The following is a 15,942-nucleotide window of genomic DNA, read 5'->3' on the forward strand; positions in this document are numbered from 1 at the left end:
GATCCTCCGTGTGTGTAGCGGCCCGCCGACAGATGACGGGCCCTGGGGGTACGGCAGTTCAGCGGGAACCCTTCGGATCCAGCGCATCGCGCACGCCGTCGCCGAAGAGATTGAAGGCAAGCACGGTGATGAAGATCGCTACGCCCGGGATCACCATGTACATGGGATCCGAGTCGTAGTAGTCGATCGCGGAGGCAAGCATCTGCCCCCAGGAGGCCGTGGGCGGCTTGACGCCCACGCCCAGGAAGCTGAGTGCCGCTTCGGTGAGGATGTTGGTCGGGATCATCATCGTCGTGTACACGATGATGGGCGCGACGAGGTTGGGCAGCAGCTCCTTGAACAGGATGTAGAACCGCCCGGCCCCGAGACTGCGGGCCGCCTCGATGTACTCGCGCTCACGCAGCGAGAGCGTCTGGCCGCGCACCACGCGTCCGACATAGGGCCAGCCGAAGAAGCCGATCACCAGGATCATCACGAAGATGCGGACGCCTGTGCCGGTGAGGCCCAGCATCTCGTTCGGCATGACCGACACCAGCGCGATGATGAAGAGCAGCTGCGGGAAGGCCAGCAGACCGTCCATCACCCGGCTGATGACCGCGTCCAGCCAGCCGCCGAAGTAGCCGGCGAGGACACCCAGAACCGTGCCGAGCACGACCGCGACGAGGGCGGACAGGAAGCCGACCAGGAGCGAGATCCGGGCGCCGTAGACGATCCGGGCGAACACGTCACGCCCGTTGACCGGTTCGACGCCGAGGAGGTGGTCCGCGCTGATGCCGCCCCAGGAGCCCTTGGGGGTGGAGAAGAGAGGGTCGATCAGGTCCTCGTGGTGCGTCTCGGGGTCCTGCCCGACCAGGTTGGTGATCACCGGTGCGAGCAGTGCGATCGCGATCAGTGCGAGCACGACGATGCCGCCCGTGAGGGCCAGCTTGTCGCGTTTGAGGCGCTCCCAGGCGATCCGGCCGAGGGAACGCCCCTGTACCGCCTTGCCCTCGGCGGAGCCGGCGAGCACCGCCTCCTCGGCAGCGCTCGGGGCCGCTTCCGCGGTCGGCTCGTGCAATGGTGCCGTCATTGTGGCAGCGACCCCTCTCAACCGGCTGTAGCCGGCCCCCACTTGCCGCTGTAGCGGCGTGACCAGTCCGTCGTACACAGGGGCGAACACCCCTGGAGCCGGAGTCTTCAACGGTTCAGCGATCTGTCGAAAGACCTGGCGGTGAATGGATGCCTAAACGTGATGCTGTCTGGGACGTTCCGTTATCCGAACGGTACGTAACGAGGTGCGGACGCGGGACAGTTGATACCCAAGGGCCACACGCCGCGTTTACCCGCGTAGATCGGGACAATAAACTCGAACCAGATCCGAAGTCGAATCGAGGTCGAACGGAAGTCGAACGGAGGTGGATCAGACGGATCGGACGGAGTCCCAAGGGTCCGACGGAGCGTCAGTACGAGTCCGGGTAGCCGTATCCGCCCGCCACCGGTGCCTGCGCGGGGGCCGCGTGGGCCTCGCGGTCGTAGAACGGGCGCGTCATGGCCCGCATCCACATGGCCACCGGGTCGTACTCGTCGGACATCGCGACGGTCGACACCGGCAGCCCCTCCGGCACGACGCCGATCGACTGCTGCATCATCGCCCGTACCGAGTCCACGGCGGGCGGACTCGTGTCGTACACATCGAGGCCGATGGCCAGATACGGCGCGCCCAGCGCGGGCTGCACCCAGGCGCGGCGCAGCGAGCGCACGGCGGCGGTGCGGTGCGCGTTCTGCGTGAGGAGGGCGTAGAACTGCGGGAGTTCGATGCTCGGCTCGGCCATCCGGAGCGGTCCTGCGGGCTGCCGCTCCAGACCGGTGGCGATACGGCGCAGGTCGAGCCAGGGGATGCCGACGCCGCCGCCGGGCGCGTGCGGGTTCAGCCACAGGCCGTAGTGGTCGGGGTAGAGGGTGCGGGCCACGTCGAGGCCGTCGACGACTTCGTACGAACGGTTCCAGCCGCTGGCCGAGAGCTCCTGGGCGGAGGTGACGCAGGGCGCGTAACTGAAGCCCTCCACCTCCATGTTCCCGTACTGGGCGTCCGGTGAGCCGGCCTGGCCGTGCCAGAGCAGCATCCAGATCTGGCCCGCCGAGGGGGTCGCGAGCGCCCGCAGGAGCGCCTCGTAGGCGTCGTAACGCCCGGGCGTCACCTGGCGCAGCATGTGCTCGACCTGCCCGGCCGCGATGCCGCTGGCGCTCACCTGTACCGCCCCTTCGTGAAGTTGACTCGGATATGAAACCAGCTTATGCGCTGCGCTGGCTGAACCGATTGGAGCTGGCCTCCGCTGTAAGTGCCGATTCGAGTTCGGGGCTCCATGTCGATTGCGGGCTGCAGGCTCGTTGTGGCTGGTCGCGCCCACGCGGCGGAGCCGCAAATCGACACAGCCCCGCGCCCCTTACAGGGGCGCTGCAGCGGGCCCCTGGTAGAAGGGGCGGACCCTTTCTCGTAGCCAGGTGGTTACCGGGTCCACGGCTGCTTCCAGGAAGACCAGGTTGACCGGCCAGGGGGCTGGGGCTCGGGTCAGGGCTCTGCCCAGGGCGTCCAGGGGGAGGGTGCGGGCTTCGGGGTCCCAGGAGGTCAGTTCTACGCCTATGAAGAGGACCGGGTCGGCGGTTTCGATGGCGGCGAGGCAGCGGCGGGCGGTTCGTACGGCGCCGGTGGCTTCGAACTCGGTCGAGGCGGCCGTCAGGAAGTCCACCGGGTCCTGCTGCCAGTCGGGCTCGAACAGGCGGACCCGGCCGCCGCTCGCGGGGCCGTCCAGCTCGGTGCGTCCGGCGCGGCACAGTTCGGCGACGGCGGGCGGGGGCAGCGGGATACCGACCGTGCCCTCCGGGTTCACCGCGATGCCCACCTGCGGCGGCAGTCCGCGCGCGAACTCGACGGCGGGCGCGATCGTATACGGCATGTGGTCGCCGACGATCTGCCGGAACTGCTGCTCCGAGCTGAAGACCGGGACGTACGCCTGTCCGTCGAGCTCCATCGCGGGCAGGTTCAGCGGACCGCTGTGCGGGCCGCCGCCGCTCGGCAGCGGCACCCAGAGGAAGCTGCGGCCGAGGACCTCCACGATCCGGGCTCCCGCCGAGGGCCCCGCCGGAGCGCCTAGGGACGCGGCGAGCACCTCCTCCAACTCGTTGCCGGGCCAGCCGACGTGCGGATGGGGGTGCGCCTGTGCCGGGATGTCCATCTGCCTCTACCACCTGCTCGAAAACCACTGCCGGGACCAGTGCCGGATACCACTGCCGGGGCAGCAACCGCTGCGCCTGAAACCCTAGGGTCTGTCCGGCGGATCATGCCGGAGACGCGGGGGCTGGCACGCACTCCCCCACTGCCTTGAGGGCGTGGGGGGACCCCCAGCCGCGTTGTCGTCAATCGCCGACTCCCCCACGCTCGAATCGAGCTCGCGCGGGGGGACCCCCATCGCGTCGACTCAATCCTCCGCCTTGCAGCTGCACGCACCAGACCCCGCTCACCTCTGCTCGCCAGGCACCGTAGCTCTCCTCCGACCTGATCCGCCGGACAGACCCTAGCGCCCGCCGACGCCGGCCGTTTCAGTCGCCGAAGTCGATCCGCCGCAGCACGTCCGCCGCGGCCCGGTCGATGAGGACGGCCGAACCGCAGCCCTCCGGCAGGTCGCCCTTCTCGACGGAGCGCAGCAGCCGGGCGACCGCGGCGCGGTGCCGGGCGAAGGCGTACCGCGAGACGCCTCGGCCCCGCTCACGCTGGCCGTCCAGGGCCGTGTCCGGCGGGACGTCAAGGAGCAGCAGATGCAGCGTGCCGCCGCGGCGTTTGGCCTCGCGCGCGATCCAGCTGCGCACCCAGGCCTGGGTGCCGCAGTCGTGCACGACGACTCCCTCGCCGGAGCGCAGGGCGCGGCGCAGGCCCGCGTAGTGCGCGGCCCGTACGAGGGGGCGGTAGACCGCGTACGGCAGAAACCGGGACACGCGGCGGTCCCAGCGGTCGCGGGTGTCCTGCGAGTCGATGCGGACGCCCGTCACCGCGCGGCGCATCAGGGTCGACTTGCCGCTGCCCGGGAGGCCCGTGACCACGACGAGATCGGCCGCGCCGAAGCGCAGGCCGTGCGGACTGTGTCCCGCGCGCTCCCGTAGATCACGGACGACGGGCGCCGGGAGCGGGCCGCACGCCTCCCTGGCCGGGACTGCCGGGACAGCGGGCTGCTTGGGCAGTGCGACGGCGGCACCCGTCGCGTACGCCGTGGTCCTGTTCACGCTGTTCGTCCTCCCCATGGGGTCGGGAGACCCATCCCCGTCGAGTGTAAAGAGAAGGTAATGCGTGCACCCTGTCGTTTTCGTTCTCGCCATGCCACAGACCCGTCACAGATCACTGTGACGGGTCTGTGACCCCTGTGAAAGGCCTCCCACGCCTGTGAAAGGCCCCCCTGCCATGCCGCACCGATGCGTGCGATGATGTGCGCGCCAACTGCATACCGGCCGCTTGAATCCGCGCGGGAGAGTTCCGGGTACATGTACACGCAGGTGTACGGGTGTCCGGGCGCCGAAGGAGCAAGTCCCTCCCTTGAATCTCTCAGGCCCCGTTACCGCGCGGGCGAGGCACATCTGAAAAGCGGGCCGCTGACCAGCGGCTCCACCCAAGGTGCAAACCATGACCACCGCCTGTCGGCGGTCACGGCGAACCTCTCAGGTTCCGATGACAGATGGGGAGGAACGACCTCGCCGTCATGCCTTGGGAGCCCTGTCCGATGAGCAGCACCACCACTCCACGCCGCACAGCACTCGATGCCCTGCATCGCTCGCTCGGCGCCACGATGACCGACTTCGCCGGCTGGGACATGCCGCTGCGGTACGGCTCCGAGCGCGACGAGCACATGGCCGTACGTACGAAGGCGGGTCTCTTCGACCTCTCCCACATGGGCGAGATCACGGTCACCGGAACGGGGGCCGCCGCACTGCTCGACTACGCGCTGGTCGGGAACATCGGCGGCGTCAAGGTCGGCCGCGCCCGCTACACCATGATCTGCCGCGAGGACGGCGGCATCCTCGACGACCTGATCGTGTACCGGCTCCAGGAGACCGAATACATGGTCGTGGCCAACGCCTCCAACTCCCAGGTGGTCCTGGACGCCCTGACCGAGCGCGCTGCGGCTCACGGGGGTTTCGATGCCGCCGTACGCGACGACCGTGACGCGTACGCGCTGCTCGCCGTCCAGGGCCCCGAGTCCCCCGGCATCCTGAAGTCCCTCACCGATGCCGACCTCGACGGCCTGAAGTACTACGCGGGCCTGCCCGGCACGGTCGCCGCTGTCCCGGCCCTGATCGCGCGCACCGGCTACACCGGCGAGGACGGCTTCGAGCTGTTCGTCGCCCCGGCCGACGCGGAGAAGCTGTGGCAGGCGCTGACCGAGGCTGGCTCCTCTGCGGGCCTCGTCCCCTGCGGACTGTCCTGCCGGGACACACTGCGCCTGGAAGCGGGCATGCCGCTGTACGGGCATGAGCTGTCGACCTCGCTCACCCCCTTCGACGCGGGGCTCGGGCGGGTCGTGAAGTTCGAGAAGGAGGGCGACTTCGTGGGGCGCGAGGCGCTCACCGAGGCCGCCGCCCATGCCGAGTCGTCGCCGCCGCGCGTCCTCGTCGGCCTGGTCGCCGAGGGCCGCCGCGTCCCGCGCGCCGGGTACGCGGTCGTCGCCGACGGCAAGGTCATCGGCGAGGTCACCTCCGGCGCGCCCTCGCCGACCCTCGGCAGGCCGATCGCGATGGCGTACGTCGACGCCGCGCACTCCGCGCCCGGCACGCCCGGTGTCGGCGTGGACATCCGGGGCAGCCACGAGCCGTACGAGGTCGTGGCGCTGCCGTTCTACAAGCGCCAGAAGTAGTCCCGCCGGCGGTTCGGCAGCGCGGCGACGTGACGTACGTTCCCGTGTGCCGTCTCGTATCCGACGTCTCTTGTCCGGCGTCTCGTAACGCAAGACCATCCGTTGATCACCACTCCCCCGTGTACAGGAGAATTCAGGCCATGAGCAACCCCCAGCAGCTGCGCTACAGCAAGGAGCACGAGTGGCTGTCGGTCGCCGAGGACGGCGTATCGACGGTCGGCATCACCGAGTTCGCGGCCAACGCGCTCGGCGATGTCGTGTACGTCCAGCTCCCCGAGGTCGGCGACACGGTGAGCGCGGGCGAGACCTGCGGCGAGCTGGAGTCGACGAAGTCGGTCAGCGATCTGTATTCGCCGGTCACCGGTGAGGTCACCGAGATCAACCAGGACGTGGTGGACGATCCTGCGCTGGTGAACACCGCCCCGTTCGAGGGCGGTTGGCTGTTCAAGGTGCGTATCGCGGAGGAGCCGAAGGACCTGCTCTCCGCGACCGAGTACACCGAATTCTCCGGCTCCGACTCCAGCTCCTGAAGGACTCCTGACTGATGTCGCTTCTGAACCAGCCCCTGCACGAACTCGACCCGGACGTCGCCGCCGCCGTCGACGCCGAGCTGAACCGTCAGCAGTCCACCCTGGAGATGATCGCCTCGGAGAACTTCGCTCCGGTCGCGGTCATGGAGGCCCAGGGCTCGATCCTCACCAACAAGTACGCCGAGGGCTACCCGGGCCGCCGCTACTACGGCGGCTGTGAGCACGTCGACGTCGTCGAGCGGATCGCCATCGAGCGGATCAAGGAGCTCTTCGGCGCCGAACACGCCAACGTCCAGCCGCACTCGGGCGCCCAGGCCAACGCCGCGGCGATGTTCGCGCTGCTCAAGCCCGGCGACACGATCATGGGCCTGAACCTCGCGCACGGCGGGCACCTGACCCACGGCATGAAGATCAACTTCTCCGGCAAGCTCTACAACGTCGTCGCGTACCACGTGGACGACGCGACCGGCCAGGTCGACATGGCCGAGGTCGAGAAGCTGGCCAAGGAGTCCAGGCCGAAGCTGATCGTGGCGGGCTGGTCCGCGTACCCGCGCCAGCTCGACTTCGCCGCCTTCCGCCGCATCGCCGACGAGGTCGGCGCGTACCTGATGGTCGACATGGCGCACTTCGCGGGCCTGGTCGCGGCGGGCCTGCACCCCAACCCCGTCCCGCACGCGCATGTCGTCACGACCACCACTCACAAGACGCTGGGCGGTCCGCGCGGTGGCGTGATCCTTTCCACGGCCGAACTCGCGAAGAAGATCAACTCTGCTGTCTTCCCAGGTCAGCAGGGCGGCCCCCTGGAGCATGTGATCGCCGCCAAGGCCGTCTCCTTCAAGGTCGCGGCCTCGGAGGAGTTCAAGGAGCGCCAGCGGCGCACGCTGGAGGGCGCGCGGATCCTCGCCGAGCGCCTGATGCGGGACGACGTCACTTCGGCCGGCGTCTCGGTGCTGTCCGGCGGCACGGACGTACACCTCGTACTCGTCGACCTGCGCCACTCCGAGCTCGATGGCCAGCAGGCCGAGGACCGCCTCCACGAGGTCGGCATCACCGTCAACCGCAACGCCGTCCCGAACGACCCTCGCCCGCCGATGGTGACGTCGGGTCTCAGGATCGGTACGCCCGCCCTCGCCACCCGTGGCTTCACGGCCGAGGACTTCGCCGAGGTCGCGGACATCATCGCCGAGGCGCTGAAGCCCGCGTACGACTCCGATTCGCTGAAGGCCCGGGTGTCCGCGCTGGCCGACAAGCACCCGTTGTACGCCGGCCTGAAGTAGGTCCGTACGTTCCGGGCGCCTTCTTCGGGCGCCTTATTCGGGGCACCGCGCACACTGGAGGTGCGTGCGCGGTGCCCCTCCCACCCGTCTCCCACCACCGCCCTGTTCGAAGCGCTACGCGCCCCTCGATCTATGTTCCACCCCTGTTGTGAGGAGTCACCGTGGCCATCTCGGTCTTCGACCTTTTCTCGATCGGCATCGGCCCGTCCAGCTCCCACACGGTCGGCCCGATGCGCGCGGCGCGGATGTTCGCCCGCCGCCTGAAAAACGAGGGCCTGCTGGCCCCGACGGCCTCGATACGCGCCGAGTTGTACGGCTCCCTGGGCGCGACCGGGCACGGCCACGGAACCCCGAAGGCGGTGCTGCTAGGCCTGGAGGGCGCTTCCCCACGGACTGTGGACGTCGAGTCGGCGGACGAGCGAGTGGACGCGATCCGCTCCGAAAAGTCCCTGAAGCTGCTCGGCAAGCATCGAATCCCCTTCTCTTTCGACGACGACCTGATCCTGCACCGCCGCAAGACGCTGCCGTACCACGCGAACGGCATGACGCTCTGGGCGTACGACGCTTCCGGCGCCGAACTCCTGACGAAGACGTACTACTCCGTGGGCGGCGGCTTCGTCGTCGACGAGGACGCGGTCGGCGCGGACCGGATCAAGCTCGACGACACGGCGCTCAAGTACCCCTTCCGCACGGGCGACGAGCTGCTGCGCCTGACGCGGGAGACGGGCCTGTCGATCTCCGCGCTGATGCTGGAGAACGAGCGGGCGTGGCGCACGGAGGAGGAGATCCGCGAGGGGCTTCTCGCCATCTGGCGGGTGATGCAGGCGTGCGTCGCACGCGGCATGTCCCGCGAGGGCATCCTGCCCGGCGGCCTGAAGGTCCGCCGCAGGGCCGCCGTCTCCGCACGCCAACTCCGGGCGGAGGGCGACCCGTTGGCCCACGCGATGGAGTGGATCACGCTGTACGCGATGGCCGTGAACGAGGAGAACGCGGCGGGCGGCCGGGTCGTGACCGCCCCGACCAACGGCGCGGCGGGCATCATCCCGGCGGTCCTGCACTACTACATCAACTTCGTGCCGGGTGCCGACGAGGACGGGGTGGTCCGCTTCCTGCTGGCCGCCGGAGCCATCGGCATGCTCTTCAAGGAGAACGCCTCCATCTCCGGCGCCGAGGTCGGCTGCCAGGGCGAGGTCGGCTCCGCCTGTTCCATGGCGGCGGGCGCACTCGCCGAGGTCCTGGGCGGCTCCCCCGAACAGGTCGAGAACGCCGCCGAGATCGGCATGGAACACAACCTCGGCCTCACCTGCGACCCCGTCGGCGGCCTCGTCCAGATCCCCTGCATCGAACGCAACGGCATGGCCGCGGTGAAGGCGGTCACGGCCGCGAAGATGGCCATGCGCGGGGACGGCTCCCACAAGGTGTCCCTCGACAAGGTCATCAAGACCATGAAGGACACGGGCGCCGACATGTCCGTGAAGTACAAGGAGACGGCGCGGGGTGGGCTGGCGGTGAACATCATCGAGTGCTGAGGTAGCGGTGCCGGCCACCTCAGCACTCGGGCCCGACCCGGCACTTCCAGCCGTCCAGGAACACCTGAGGGCCACCCTTGAGGTAGCTGTGGAGGGCGCTTGCGGTGGAGCCCACGAACTCGTCGGGGATGGCCTCGACGCCAACCCAGCGGACCTGGGCGTGCTTGCGCGGTTCTCGGTTTTCGGGTTCGCCGGACCATTCGTGGGCGGCGAAAACGACCGTGAGGAAGCCATTGGGGGCTTCGACGCCCCAGGCGCAGTGGATGATGTGGGCGACCTTCAGAGACTCCGGCTTCACGGTCAGGCCGGTTTCCTCGTAGAGCTCGCGCACGGCGGTTTCGGTGATGGGTTCGCCGGGTTCGCTCTTGCCGACGGGGAGGTCCCACATGCCCTGGGCGAACTTGGCGTTCTGGCCGCGCTGGAGGAGGACGACGCGGTTGGTGGCCTTGTCGTGGACGATGACGGCGGCGACCAGCCGGGTCATCGATTCGAGGGCGGGCTTGAGGGCAATGGGCTCGTCCTCGGTTGACCGCTGAGCCACGGTTACGTCCCTTCATCGGCCGGTGGGTGGGCAGTTTAGGCTTTGCGGCTGCGTTCGACAGAACATCCATGCGAGGGTGGGGCGACTGAAGTAAGGGAAGACGCAAGGTAGTTGCGGCTTTCCTGGCCCCCACTTCCCTCTCCCCCACCGCACGGAGGATCCCCCCATGCTGCGCGGCATCGATGTCAGTTCCTACCAGTCGTCCTCGTACGACACCGATGGCCTGTCCTTCGTCTTCGTCAAGGCGACGGAGGGCCGTTCGTACGTCAACCCGAAACTCGGCGCCCAGACGAAGACCGCGCGAGACGCCGGCTGCGTGGTCGGCTTCTACCACTTCCTCTGGCCCGGCAACCTCACGGCCCAGGCCGAGTACTTCGTCAGCAAGGCCCCGGAAAAGGCGGGCGACATCCTCGCCGTCGACTGGGAAACGACGAGCGAGGGCACCCACGCCACCAACGCCGAGAAGGACCGCTTCATCCGCAAGGTGAAGGAACTACGGCCGAATCATCGGACCATTCTCTATTGCAATCGAAATTTTTGGTTGAATGTCGATTCCACCTCGTACGCAGGTGACGGGCTCTGGATCGCCGACTACGTAACGGCGGGCAAGCCGCGCATCCAAGCGAAATGGCGCTTCCACCAGTACACCGACGACCCGCTGGACAAGAACGTGGCGGATTTCGTGAGCAAAGCCGCCCTGCGCGAGTGGGCCCAGAGCGGCTGACTTCTGCTCCCGCGAATCCCTCTCCCGACAGCCGAATCAACTGCGCGCCGCCAGAGGGTCAGACCTTGGCGGGCGTCCGCTCCTCCTCGGCGGGCGCGCCCTCGGTGAGGCCCAGCCGCCCGTGCACCGCGCGCAGCGGCTTCGGCGCGTACCAGGCCGTACGGCCGAGGAGGCGCATGGCCGCCGGTACCAGTACCCCGCGTACGGCCACCGCGTCGATCAGGATCGCCAGGCCGCTGCCGAGCCCGAACATCTGGATGAAGCTGACCTGGGCCGTGCCGAAGGCGAAGAAGCTCACCGCTAGCAGCCCGGCGGCCATGGTCACGATTCGTCCGGTGTGCGAGAGCCCGCTGGTGACGGCGGTCTCGGTGTCGGCGCCCGCGTCGTGCAGTTCCTTGATCCGGCTGGTCACGAAGACCTCGTAGTCCATGGACAGGCCGAAGGCGATGCAGAACATGAGCACCGTCATGGAGGTGTCCATGGGTTGGGGGGTGAATCCGAGTGCGGACGACAGATGGCCGTCCTGGAAGATCCACACCATCACGCCGATGGCCGCGGTGAGGCTGATGGCGTTGAGGACCAGCGCCCGCAGTGGCTGGATCACGCTGCCGGTGAAGAGGAAGAGGAGCACGAACGTGGTGACCCCGACGAGACCGATGGCGGCCGGGAGCCGGTCGGCGATCGAGTCCTTGGAGTCGACGAGGCGCGCGTCGGTGCCGCCGACCAGCGTCTCGGTACCGGCTGGCGGATCCACCGCCCGTACGTCCTTGACCAGGTCCTGGGCTTCGTCCGACTTGGGGGTGAGACCGGTGACGACCGTGATCCGCTGGGCGTCGGGGCGGCCAAGTACGGCATTCGCAGGCCCTGGCGGGGTGGCGCGGCCCTCACTGAATGTGCCGGCGGACGTCTCGACCCGTACGGCGCCGTCGAGCCGCGACAGCTCGGTCGCGTACGAGCGCAGCCCGTCCGCGGCCACCGGCCCGGTCGTGACGATCTGCACCGCCGACTCGTCGCTGCCCGTGAAGTCGCGCTGCACCGTGGTGGCGACCTGCCGGCTCTGGGCACTCTCCGGCAGCACCCGCTCGTCCGGCGTGCCGAAGGTGACACCGAGCAGCGGGCTCGCGGCGAGCAGCAGGATCCCGAGGACCGGAAGTGCGGTCAGCGCGGGCCTGCGCATGACCGTGCGGGCCAGCCGGCCCCAGAAGGGCGCCTCGGCGCTGCGTACGGTCTGCGCCCAGGGCAGGCGGCCGCTGTTGACCCGGTGGCCGAGCACGGCGAGCAGCGCCGGGACGACGAGCAGGGCGCTGACGGCGGCGATGACCACCACGCCGATGCCCGCGTAGGCGAAGGAGCGCAGGAAGAACTGCGGAAAGACCAGCAGGGCGGCCAGCGCGGCGGCGACGGTCGCCGCCGAGAAGACGATGGTCCGCCCGGCCGTTCGTACGGTGTGCCGGAGTGCCTCGGGAACGTCGGCGCCCTCCGCGAGGTGCTCGCGGAACCGGCTGATCATGAGCAGGGCGTAGTCGATGCCGAGGCCAAGACCGAGGGCGGTGGTGAGGTTGATCGAGAACACCGACACGTTGGTGATGCTGCCGAGCACATAGAGCTCGGCGAAGGTGCCGACGATCGCGATCAGCCCGATGACCAGGGGCAGTAGTGCCGCGACGAGACTGCCGAAGGCGATCACGAGCAGGATGAGGATCAGGGGCACGGCGATCGTCTCGGCCAGGGCGAGGTCCTTGGCGACCTGGGTGGGAACTTCGTCGCCGACCGCGGCCTCTCCGCCGGCCTGCACGGTCAGCCCGTTCCGGTCGCCGGTGTACGCGTCGATGAGCGCCGAGGCGTTGTCACCCTGCTCGGTGTCGTCGCCCTTGACGTGGGCCAGCACCAGCGCCGCGTCGCCGTCCCGAGAGGTCAGCGTGGCGGCGCCGGTGTCCCAGTACGAGATCACGTTCGCCACGGTGGATTCGTCCTTGAGCTCCGAGGTGAGGGTGCGGCCCGCGCGTTCGGCGGCGGCGGAACCGAGGTCGCCGTCGTCGGCCCGCACCAGCAGGACCAGATTGGTCTCGCCGCCGAAGTTCTCGTCGATGAGCTCCTGGGCGTGGGTCGAGGGCGCGTTCGGATCCTCGAAGCCGCCGCCCAGGAGCTTGCCGAACGCCCCGAAGCCGATGGCCCCCATGGCGACCACGGCCACCACGGTCAGTGTCAGTACGAGTCGGCCCCGGTGGAGGGCCAGCCCGGCAATTCGATCGAACACGGTGATCGCCTCCGGATGTTTATGCCGTTAACATCGACAGTGGCACAGGATGTTAACGGCGTCAACTTGGGGCAAGATGGAGTCATGGAACGGATCACGGACGGCAAGTCCCGCTACCACCACGGCGACCTCCGCAACGCGCTGATCGAAGCCGCCGTCCAACTCGCGGCCGAAGGAGGCCCCGAACGGGTCGTACTGCGTGAGGCGGCCCGCAGCGTCGGCGTGTCGCCCACCGCCGCGTACCGCCACTTCAGCGGCCACGGAGATCTCCTGCACGCCGTGAAGACCCGCGGCCAGCAGGCGCTCGCCGCGTCGATGACCGAGACCCTGCACGCACGACCCCGGCTCGACGACCCCGGGGAGGAGGCCGTGCGCAGGGCCGAGGCGATCGGGCGCGGGTACGTACGGTTCGCGATCGAGCACCCGGGGCTCTTCCGCACCGCCTTTTGCCGTACGGCCCCGGAGGAGCCCGATGACTTCACCGGCCTCGAAGCCCCCGACGACAGGCCGGAGTTCGCGGCGTTCGTGGAGCTCTCCGACACGCTCGACGCGCTCGTGGCCACGGGCCGGATGCGGCCGGAGAACCGGCCCGCCGCCGAGGTCGCCGCCTGGTCGACCGTCCACGGCCTCTCGCTGCTCATCCTTGACGGGCCCCTCGCCCGCCTCCCCGCCGATCAGCGCGACACGGTCGTCGAACGCACCCTCACCACGATCGTGGCGGGCCTTGTCCGCTAAGTGTCATGTCTCAGGGTGCTGGTTCCACAGCGTCGTCGAATGAGCGGGAAGGTGCCGAGCCATTCCGAGAGTTGATCGATACGGACCGGGCGACGCGCATGACGAAGGGCGCCCTCCGCATCCCGCGGTGGGCGCCCCAAGTTGCTCGGCTCACTTGTTCAGGTACGCCCAGAACTCGTCGAACGAGAGAAGCTTGTCGCCGTTGAGGTCTCGGTCGGCGATCACGGCCTCCGCCACCGCCTCGGTGACGTTCCAGTCCCCGCCCTGGGCGAGAGCGGTCTTGAACTCGGCCGCGGTGATGAACCCGTCCCCGTCCACGTCGATCCGCTCGAACGCCTTGCGTGCTTCCTCGATGTCCGCCACCGGGCCCGCCCCTTCGTGCTGTGTCGCTGTCAACCATGCCTTGCTGTCGGGGGTCAGATTAACCGCCCGGCCGGGAGCAGAGTGCGGCGACCACCCGGGCCGGAGTGGACAGCTAGCAATTACTAGGTAATGCTAGCCAGCGGCAGACCGCACACCACACCAGGGAGCAACCATGCAGGCCCAGGACACGAAACAGCTCAACGTGCGCCTCCCCGCCGAGTTGGTCGACAAGGCGAAGGCCATAGCGCACGAGCGCGGCATGATGCTCTCCGGCTATATCCGCACACTGATTGAGCGGGACCTGGAGGGCAAGGACACCCCCGACGAGAACGTGCCGCCGCATGTGCTGGCCGCCGCGAAGGCCTTCGCCGAGGCGCTGGAGGCCGGGCATAGCTGATGGAACTCAACGTAGATCTGCGCTGGGCTCTCGTCATCGCGGACCAGCTGTCCAGCGCACCGGAGGTGCAGGACATCCCCGCGCTGGAAGCGGCGATCGCCCGGCACGCCAGCAAGAACCAGCCGGAGGCGGACAACGCCTGGAGAGCGGCCACGCTTGCCGCGACCGTGGCGCAGTTGCATCCGTTCGCCTGCCGTAACGATGAGGTGGCGGCCCTCTACGCGTACACGTTCATGGTGCACGCGGGCGAGCCCCTCACCGTCGAGGCGGCGCACCTGGTCGCAACCCTGGGCAAGGTGCGCACCGGTGAGATCGGCATCGACATGCTCGCGGCATTCCTGCGCAGCGCCCGCACCGCATGACGGAGGGGCGCTCCCGTACAACCGGCGGACGCCCCATACTCAAGCCCGTGGAGGGAACCTCGTGTCTGACACTCTGCGGGACATTCTCGACGCCGCAGCCCGTGGGGAGTTCCCGCCGGCGGACGGTGGCGTCACCGTAGTGCCGCAGCATGGTCGGCGGGACGCGGGCGTCATCGCCTTCACCGCGCACTCCGTTGTCTTCACGGACGAGGATCCGGAGTGGGTGCGTGCACAGTTGAGATCCCTGGACTGCGATGCCCTCGCGGCGACCATGAATCCGCGGTTCCTGGCCGCCTTCATGGACCGTACGGGGCGTACGACGGACACCATCGATCTGCTGGCCGTCGCGACGCCCGTGCCGGGTCCGCCGTCGCTCGCGCTGTCGGAGCTGCGCGACCCCGACCATCCCCGGGTCGCCCGCGCCCGCAAGCGGCGTGACGAGGTGCGCGTATGGGCCGTCGACGGTGGCGTACTCGTCCTGGGGCGCGGGGTCGCGGGACGCCTGGAGGCCGCGGTCGAGGTGGAGGAGTCCATACGGCACCGGGGGCTGGGACGTGCGCTGGCCTCGGCGGCACGGCACCTCGGCGCGGGCGAACCCGTCTGGGCGCAGTTGGCGGCCGGGAACGCCCGTAGCGTAAGGGCCTTTCAGGCGGCCGGGTTCCGCCCGGTCGGGGCGGAGGCCCTGCTCGTCGCGCAGTGAGCGGTGCTCGTCAGCGGTCGGTGGTCACCCGGATCTCGAACCATGTCGTCTTGCCGCGGGGCAGCAGGTCGACGCCCCAGCGGTCGGAGAGTTTGTCGACGAGGTCCAGGCCTCGGCCGCTGGTGTCCATTTCCTGGACGGGCATGAGGCAGGGGAGGCCGCGGGAGGGGTCGCGGACCTCGACGCGGATCCAGCCGCGGCGGCTGCGCATACGGAGTCCGAAGACGCGGGCGCCGGTGTGGCGTACGGCGTTGCCGACAAGTTCGGAGACCAGGAGTACGGCGTCCTCGGTGATCTTCGGGGAGAGTCCCCACTCGCGCAGGACGACCACCTGGGTCAGGCGGCGCGCGGTGGCCGCCGACTCGGGGCGGGACGGCAACGGAACCTCGGCCTTTGTCGGGTTGCCGAACAACTCCAGTGCTCTCAGTGCGCGTTCGTCCTCGACACCGGGCGACCAGCGCGCCGCGGTCGCACTCGCGTGCCGCCGCGGCTGTTCCCTACCCTCCAGCCCCGCCATGACCCCATCATGGCCGCCCAGAACGCCTTTCGGGGCCGTTCCAGGGGAATACGCCCCCGGGAACCCTCCGTTCCAAGCCATCCGAACGGCATATGCCGCAGGTAGTTCGTGGGGCAGTGCAGACCGATTGACCT

General features: G+C 69.1%; 17 protein-coding genes and 2 riboswitches. Of the genes, 9 read left to right on the forward strand and 8 right to left on the reverse strand.

Annotated elements, in window-relative coordinates; genetic code table 11:
* Positions 1-58: 58 nt before the first annotated feature.
* The 4 genes from ACYVO6_RS03880 to ACYVO6_RS03895 form a co-directional block, all read right to left on the reverse strand.
* The gene (locus ACYVO6_RS03880; protein WP_461057213.1) at positions 59-1,069 is read right to left on the reverse strand and encodes an ABC transporter permease; all 1,011 of its coding nucleotides are present in this window, start codon (positions 1,067-1,069) and stop codon (positions 59-61) included.
* A 370-nt stretch (positions 1,070-1,439) separates the two neighbouring features.
* Complete coding sequence (locus ACYVO6_RS03885; protein ID WP_461057215.1) at positions 1,440-2,228, reverse strand: enhanced serine sensitivity protein SseB C-terminal domain-containing protein; 789 nt, start codon at positions 2,226-2,228, stop codon at positions 1,440-1,442.
* A gap of 195 nt (positions 2,229-2,423) precedes the next feature.
* Complete coding sequence (locus tag ACYVO6_RS03890; RefSeq protein WP_461057217.1) at positions 2,424-3,212, reverse strand: enhanced serine sensitivity protein SseB; 789 nt, start codon at positions 3,210-3,212, stop codon at positions 2,424-2,426.
* A 364-nt stretch (positions 3,213-3,576) separates the two neighbouring features.
* The gene (locus ACYVO6_RS03895; RefSeq protein WP_461057219.1) at positions 3,577-4,272 is read right to left on the reverse strand and encodes an AAA family ATPase; all 696 of its coding nucleotides are present in this window, start codon (positions 4,270-4,272) and stop codon (positions 3,577-3,579) included.
* Between the two features lie 209 nt (positions 4,273-4,481).
* A riboswitch (glycine riboswitch) is annotated at positions 4,482-4,596 on the forward strand.
* A riboswitch (glycine riboswitch) is annotated at positions 4,597-4,710 on the forward strand.
* A 35-nt stretch (positions 4,711-4,745) separates the two neighbouring features.
* On the opposite strand from ACYVO6_RS03895, the gene gcvT reads away from it, so the two are divergent.
* The 4 genes from gcvT (at position 4,746) to ACYVO6_RS03915 (ending at position 9,212) form a co-directional block, all read left to right on the forward strand.
* Positions 4,746-5,876 carry a glycine cleavage system aminomethyltransferase GcvT gene (gene gcvT / locus ACYVO6_RS03900; RefSeq protein WP_461057221.1) on the forward strand — a complete coding sequence of 377 codons (1,131 nt, stop codon included), beginning with the start codon at positions 4,746-4,748 and terminating at the stop codon, positions 5,874-5,876.
* Positions 5,877-6,016: 140 nt separating this feature from the next.
* Positions 6,017-6,406, forward strand: coding sequence for a glycine cleavage system protein GcvH (gcvH, locus tag ACYVO6_RS03905; RefSeq protein WP_461057223.1), 390 nt, complete (start codon positions 6,017-6,019; stop codon positions 6,404-6,406).
* A gap of 14 nt (positions 6,407-6,420) precedes the next feature.
* On the forward strand, positions 6,421-7,683 hold the full coding sequence (gene glyA / locus ACYVO6_RS03910) for a serine hydroxymethyltransferase (RefSeq protein ID WP_461057225.1): 1,263 nt from the start codon (positions 6,421-6,423) through the stop codon (positions 7,681-7,683).
* Positions 7,684-7,844: 161 nt separating this feature from the next.
* On the forward strand, positions 7,845-9,212 hold the full coding sequence (locus ACYVO6_RS03915; RefSeq protein ID WP_461057227.1) for an L-serine ammonia-lyase: 1,368 nt from the start codon (positions 7,845-7,847) through the stop codon (positions 9,210-9,212).
* 19 nt (positions 9,213-9,231) lie between these two features.
* On the opposite strand, the gene ACYVO6_RS03920 is transcribed toward ACYVO6_RS03915, so the two are convergent.
* Entirely contained in the window at positions 9,232-9,753 is a 522-nt protein-coding gene (locus tag ACYVO6_RS03920) for an NUDIX domain-containing protein (protein WP_461057229.1), read from the reverse strand.
* A 166-nt stretch (positions 9,754-9,919) separates the two neighbouring features.
* On the opposite strand from ACYVO6_RS03920, the gene ACYVO6_RS03925 reads away from it, so the two are divergent.
* Positions 9,920-10,477 carry a glycoside hydrolase family 25 protein gene (locus ACYVO6_RS03925; protein WP_461057231.1) on the forward strand — a complete coding sequence of 186 codons (558 nt, stop codon included), beginning with the start codon at positions 9,920-9,922 and terminating at the stop codon, positions 10,475-10,477.
* Between the two features lie 58 nt (positions 10,478-10,535).
* On the opposite strand, the gene ACYVO6_RS03930 is transcribed toward ACYVO6_RS03925, so the two are convergent.
* Positions 10,536-12,734: an MMPL family transporter gene (locus ACYVO6_RS03930; RefSeq protein WP_461057233.1), complete on the reverse strand. Its 2,199-nt coding sequence runs from the start codon at positions 12,732-12,734 to the stop codon at positions 10,536-10,538.
* A gap of 84 nt (positions 12,735-12,818) precedes the next feature.
* On the opposite strand from ACYVO6_RS03930, the gene ACYVO6_RS03935 reads away from it, so the two are divergent.
* Positions 12,819-13,469, forward strand: coding sequence for a TetR/AcrR family transcriptional regulator (locus tag ACYVO6_RS03935; RefSeq protein ID WP_461057235.1), 651 nt, complete (start codon positions 12,819-12,821; stop codon positions 13,467-13,469).
* A gap of 150 nt (positions 13,470-13,619) precedes the next feature.
* On the opposite strand, the gene ACYVO6_RS03940 is transcribed toward ACYVO6_RS03935, so the two are convergent.
* The gene (locus tag ACYVO6_RS03940) at positions 13,620-13,832 is read right to left on the reverse strand and encodes an EF-hand domain-containing protein (protein WP_461057486.1); all 213 of its coding nucleotides are present in this window, start codon (positions 13,830-13,832) and stop codon (positions 13,620-13,622) included.
* 172 nt (positions 13,833-14,004) lie between these two features.
* Here ACYVO6_RS03940 and ACYVO6_RS03945 point away from each other — a divergent pair, with 172 nt between their 5' ends.
* The 3 genes from ACYVO6_RS03945 to ACYVO6_RS03955 all read left to right on the forward strand — a co-directional run bounded on the left by ACYVO6_RS03945 (position 14,005) and on the right by ACYVO6_RS03955 (position 15,291).
* Positions 14,005-14,229, forward strand: coding sequence for a hypothetical protein (locus ACYVO6_RS03945; protein WP_461057237.1), 225 nt, complete (start codon positions 14,005-14,007; stop codon positions 14,227-14,229).
* Positions 14,229-14,591: a hypothetical protein gene (locus tag ACYVO6_RS03950; protein ID WP_461057239.1), complete on the forward strand. Its 363-nt coding sequence runs from the start codon at positions 14,229-14,231 to the stop codon at positions 14,589-14,591. Before ACYVO6_RS03945 ends, ACYVO6_RS03950 begins: the two co-directional genes overlap by 1 nt.
* A 61-nt stretch (positions 14,592-14,652) precedes the next feature.
* Complete coding sequence (locus ACYVO6_RS03955) at positions 14,653-15,291, forward strand: GNAT family N-acetyltransferase (protein ID WP_461057241.1); 639 nt, start codon at positions 14,653-14,655, stop codon at positions 15,289-15,291.
* A 10-nt stretch (positions 15,292-15,301) separates the two neighbouring features.
* Here the strand turns inward: ACYVO6_RS03955 and ACYVO6_RS03960 are convergent, their stop codons facing one another.
* Positions 15,302-15,889 (reverse strand): ATP-binding protein, encoded by a 588-nt coding sequence (locus ACYVO6_RS03960; protein ID WP_461057243.1) that lies wholly within the window; start codon positions 15,887-15,889, stop codon positions 15,302-15,304.
* Positions 15,890-15,942: the final 53 nt, after the last annotated feature.

Source organism: Streptomyces pseudoechinosporeus, assembly GCF_054783935.1.

What these genes read in the sequence shown, in the direction of transcription:
- ACYVO6_RS03880 (WP_461057213.1), bottom strand. Translation starts at nt 1,069, where the DNA reads ATGACGGCACCATTGCACGAGCCGACCGCGGAAGCGGCCCCGAGCGCT.
- ACYVO6_RS03890 (WP_461057217.1), bottom strand. Translation starts at nt 3,212, where the DNA reads ATGGACATCCCGGCACAGGCGCACCCCCATCCGCACGTCGGCTGGCCC.
- ACYVO6_RS03895 (WP_461057219.1), bottom strand. Translation starts at nt 4,272, where the DNA reads ATGGGGAGGACGAACAGCGTGAACAGGACCACGGCGTACGCGACGGGT.
- gcvT (WP_461057221.1), top strand. Translation starts at nt 4,746, where the DNA reads ATGAGCAGCACCACCACTCCACGCCGCACAGCACTCGATGCCCTGCAT.
- gcvH (WP_461057223.1), top strand. Translation starts at nt 6,017, where the DNA reads ATGAGCAACCCCCAGCAGCTGCGCTACAGCAAGGAGCACGAGTGGCTG.
- glyA (WP_461057225.1), top strand. Translation starts at nt 6,421, where the DNA reads ATGTCGCTTCTGAACCAGCCCCTGCACGAACTCGACCCGGACGTCGCC.
- ACYVO6_RS03925 (WP_461057231.1), top strand. Translation starts at nt 9,920, where the DNA reads ATGCTGCGCGGCATCGATGTCAGTTCCTACCAGTCGTCCTCGTACGAC.
- ACYVO6_RS03935 (WP_461057235.1), top strand. Translation starts at nt 12,819, where the DNA reads ATGGAACGGATCACGGACGGCAAGTCCCGCTACCACCACGGCGACCTC.
- ACYVO6_RS03945 (WP_461057237.1), top strand. Translation starts at nt 14,005, where the DNA reads ATGCAGGCCCAGGACACGAAACAGCTCAACGTGCGCCTCCCCGCCGAG.
- ACYVO6_RS03950 (WP_461057239.1), top strand. Translation starts at nt 14,229, where the DNA reads ATGGAACTCAACGTAGATCTGCGCTGGGCTCTCGTCATCGCGGACCAG.
- ACYVO6_RS03960 (WP_461057243.1), bottom strand. Translation starts at nt 15,889, where the DNA reads ATGGCTTGGAACGGAGGGTTCCCGGGGGCGTATTCCCCTGGAACGGCC.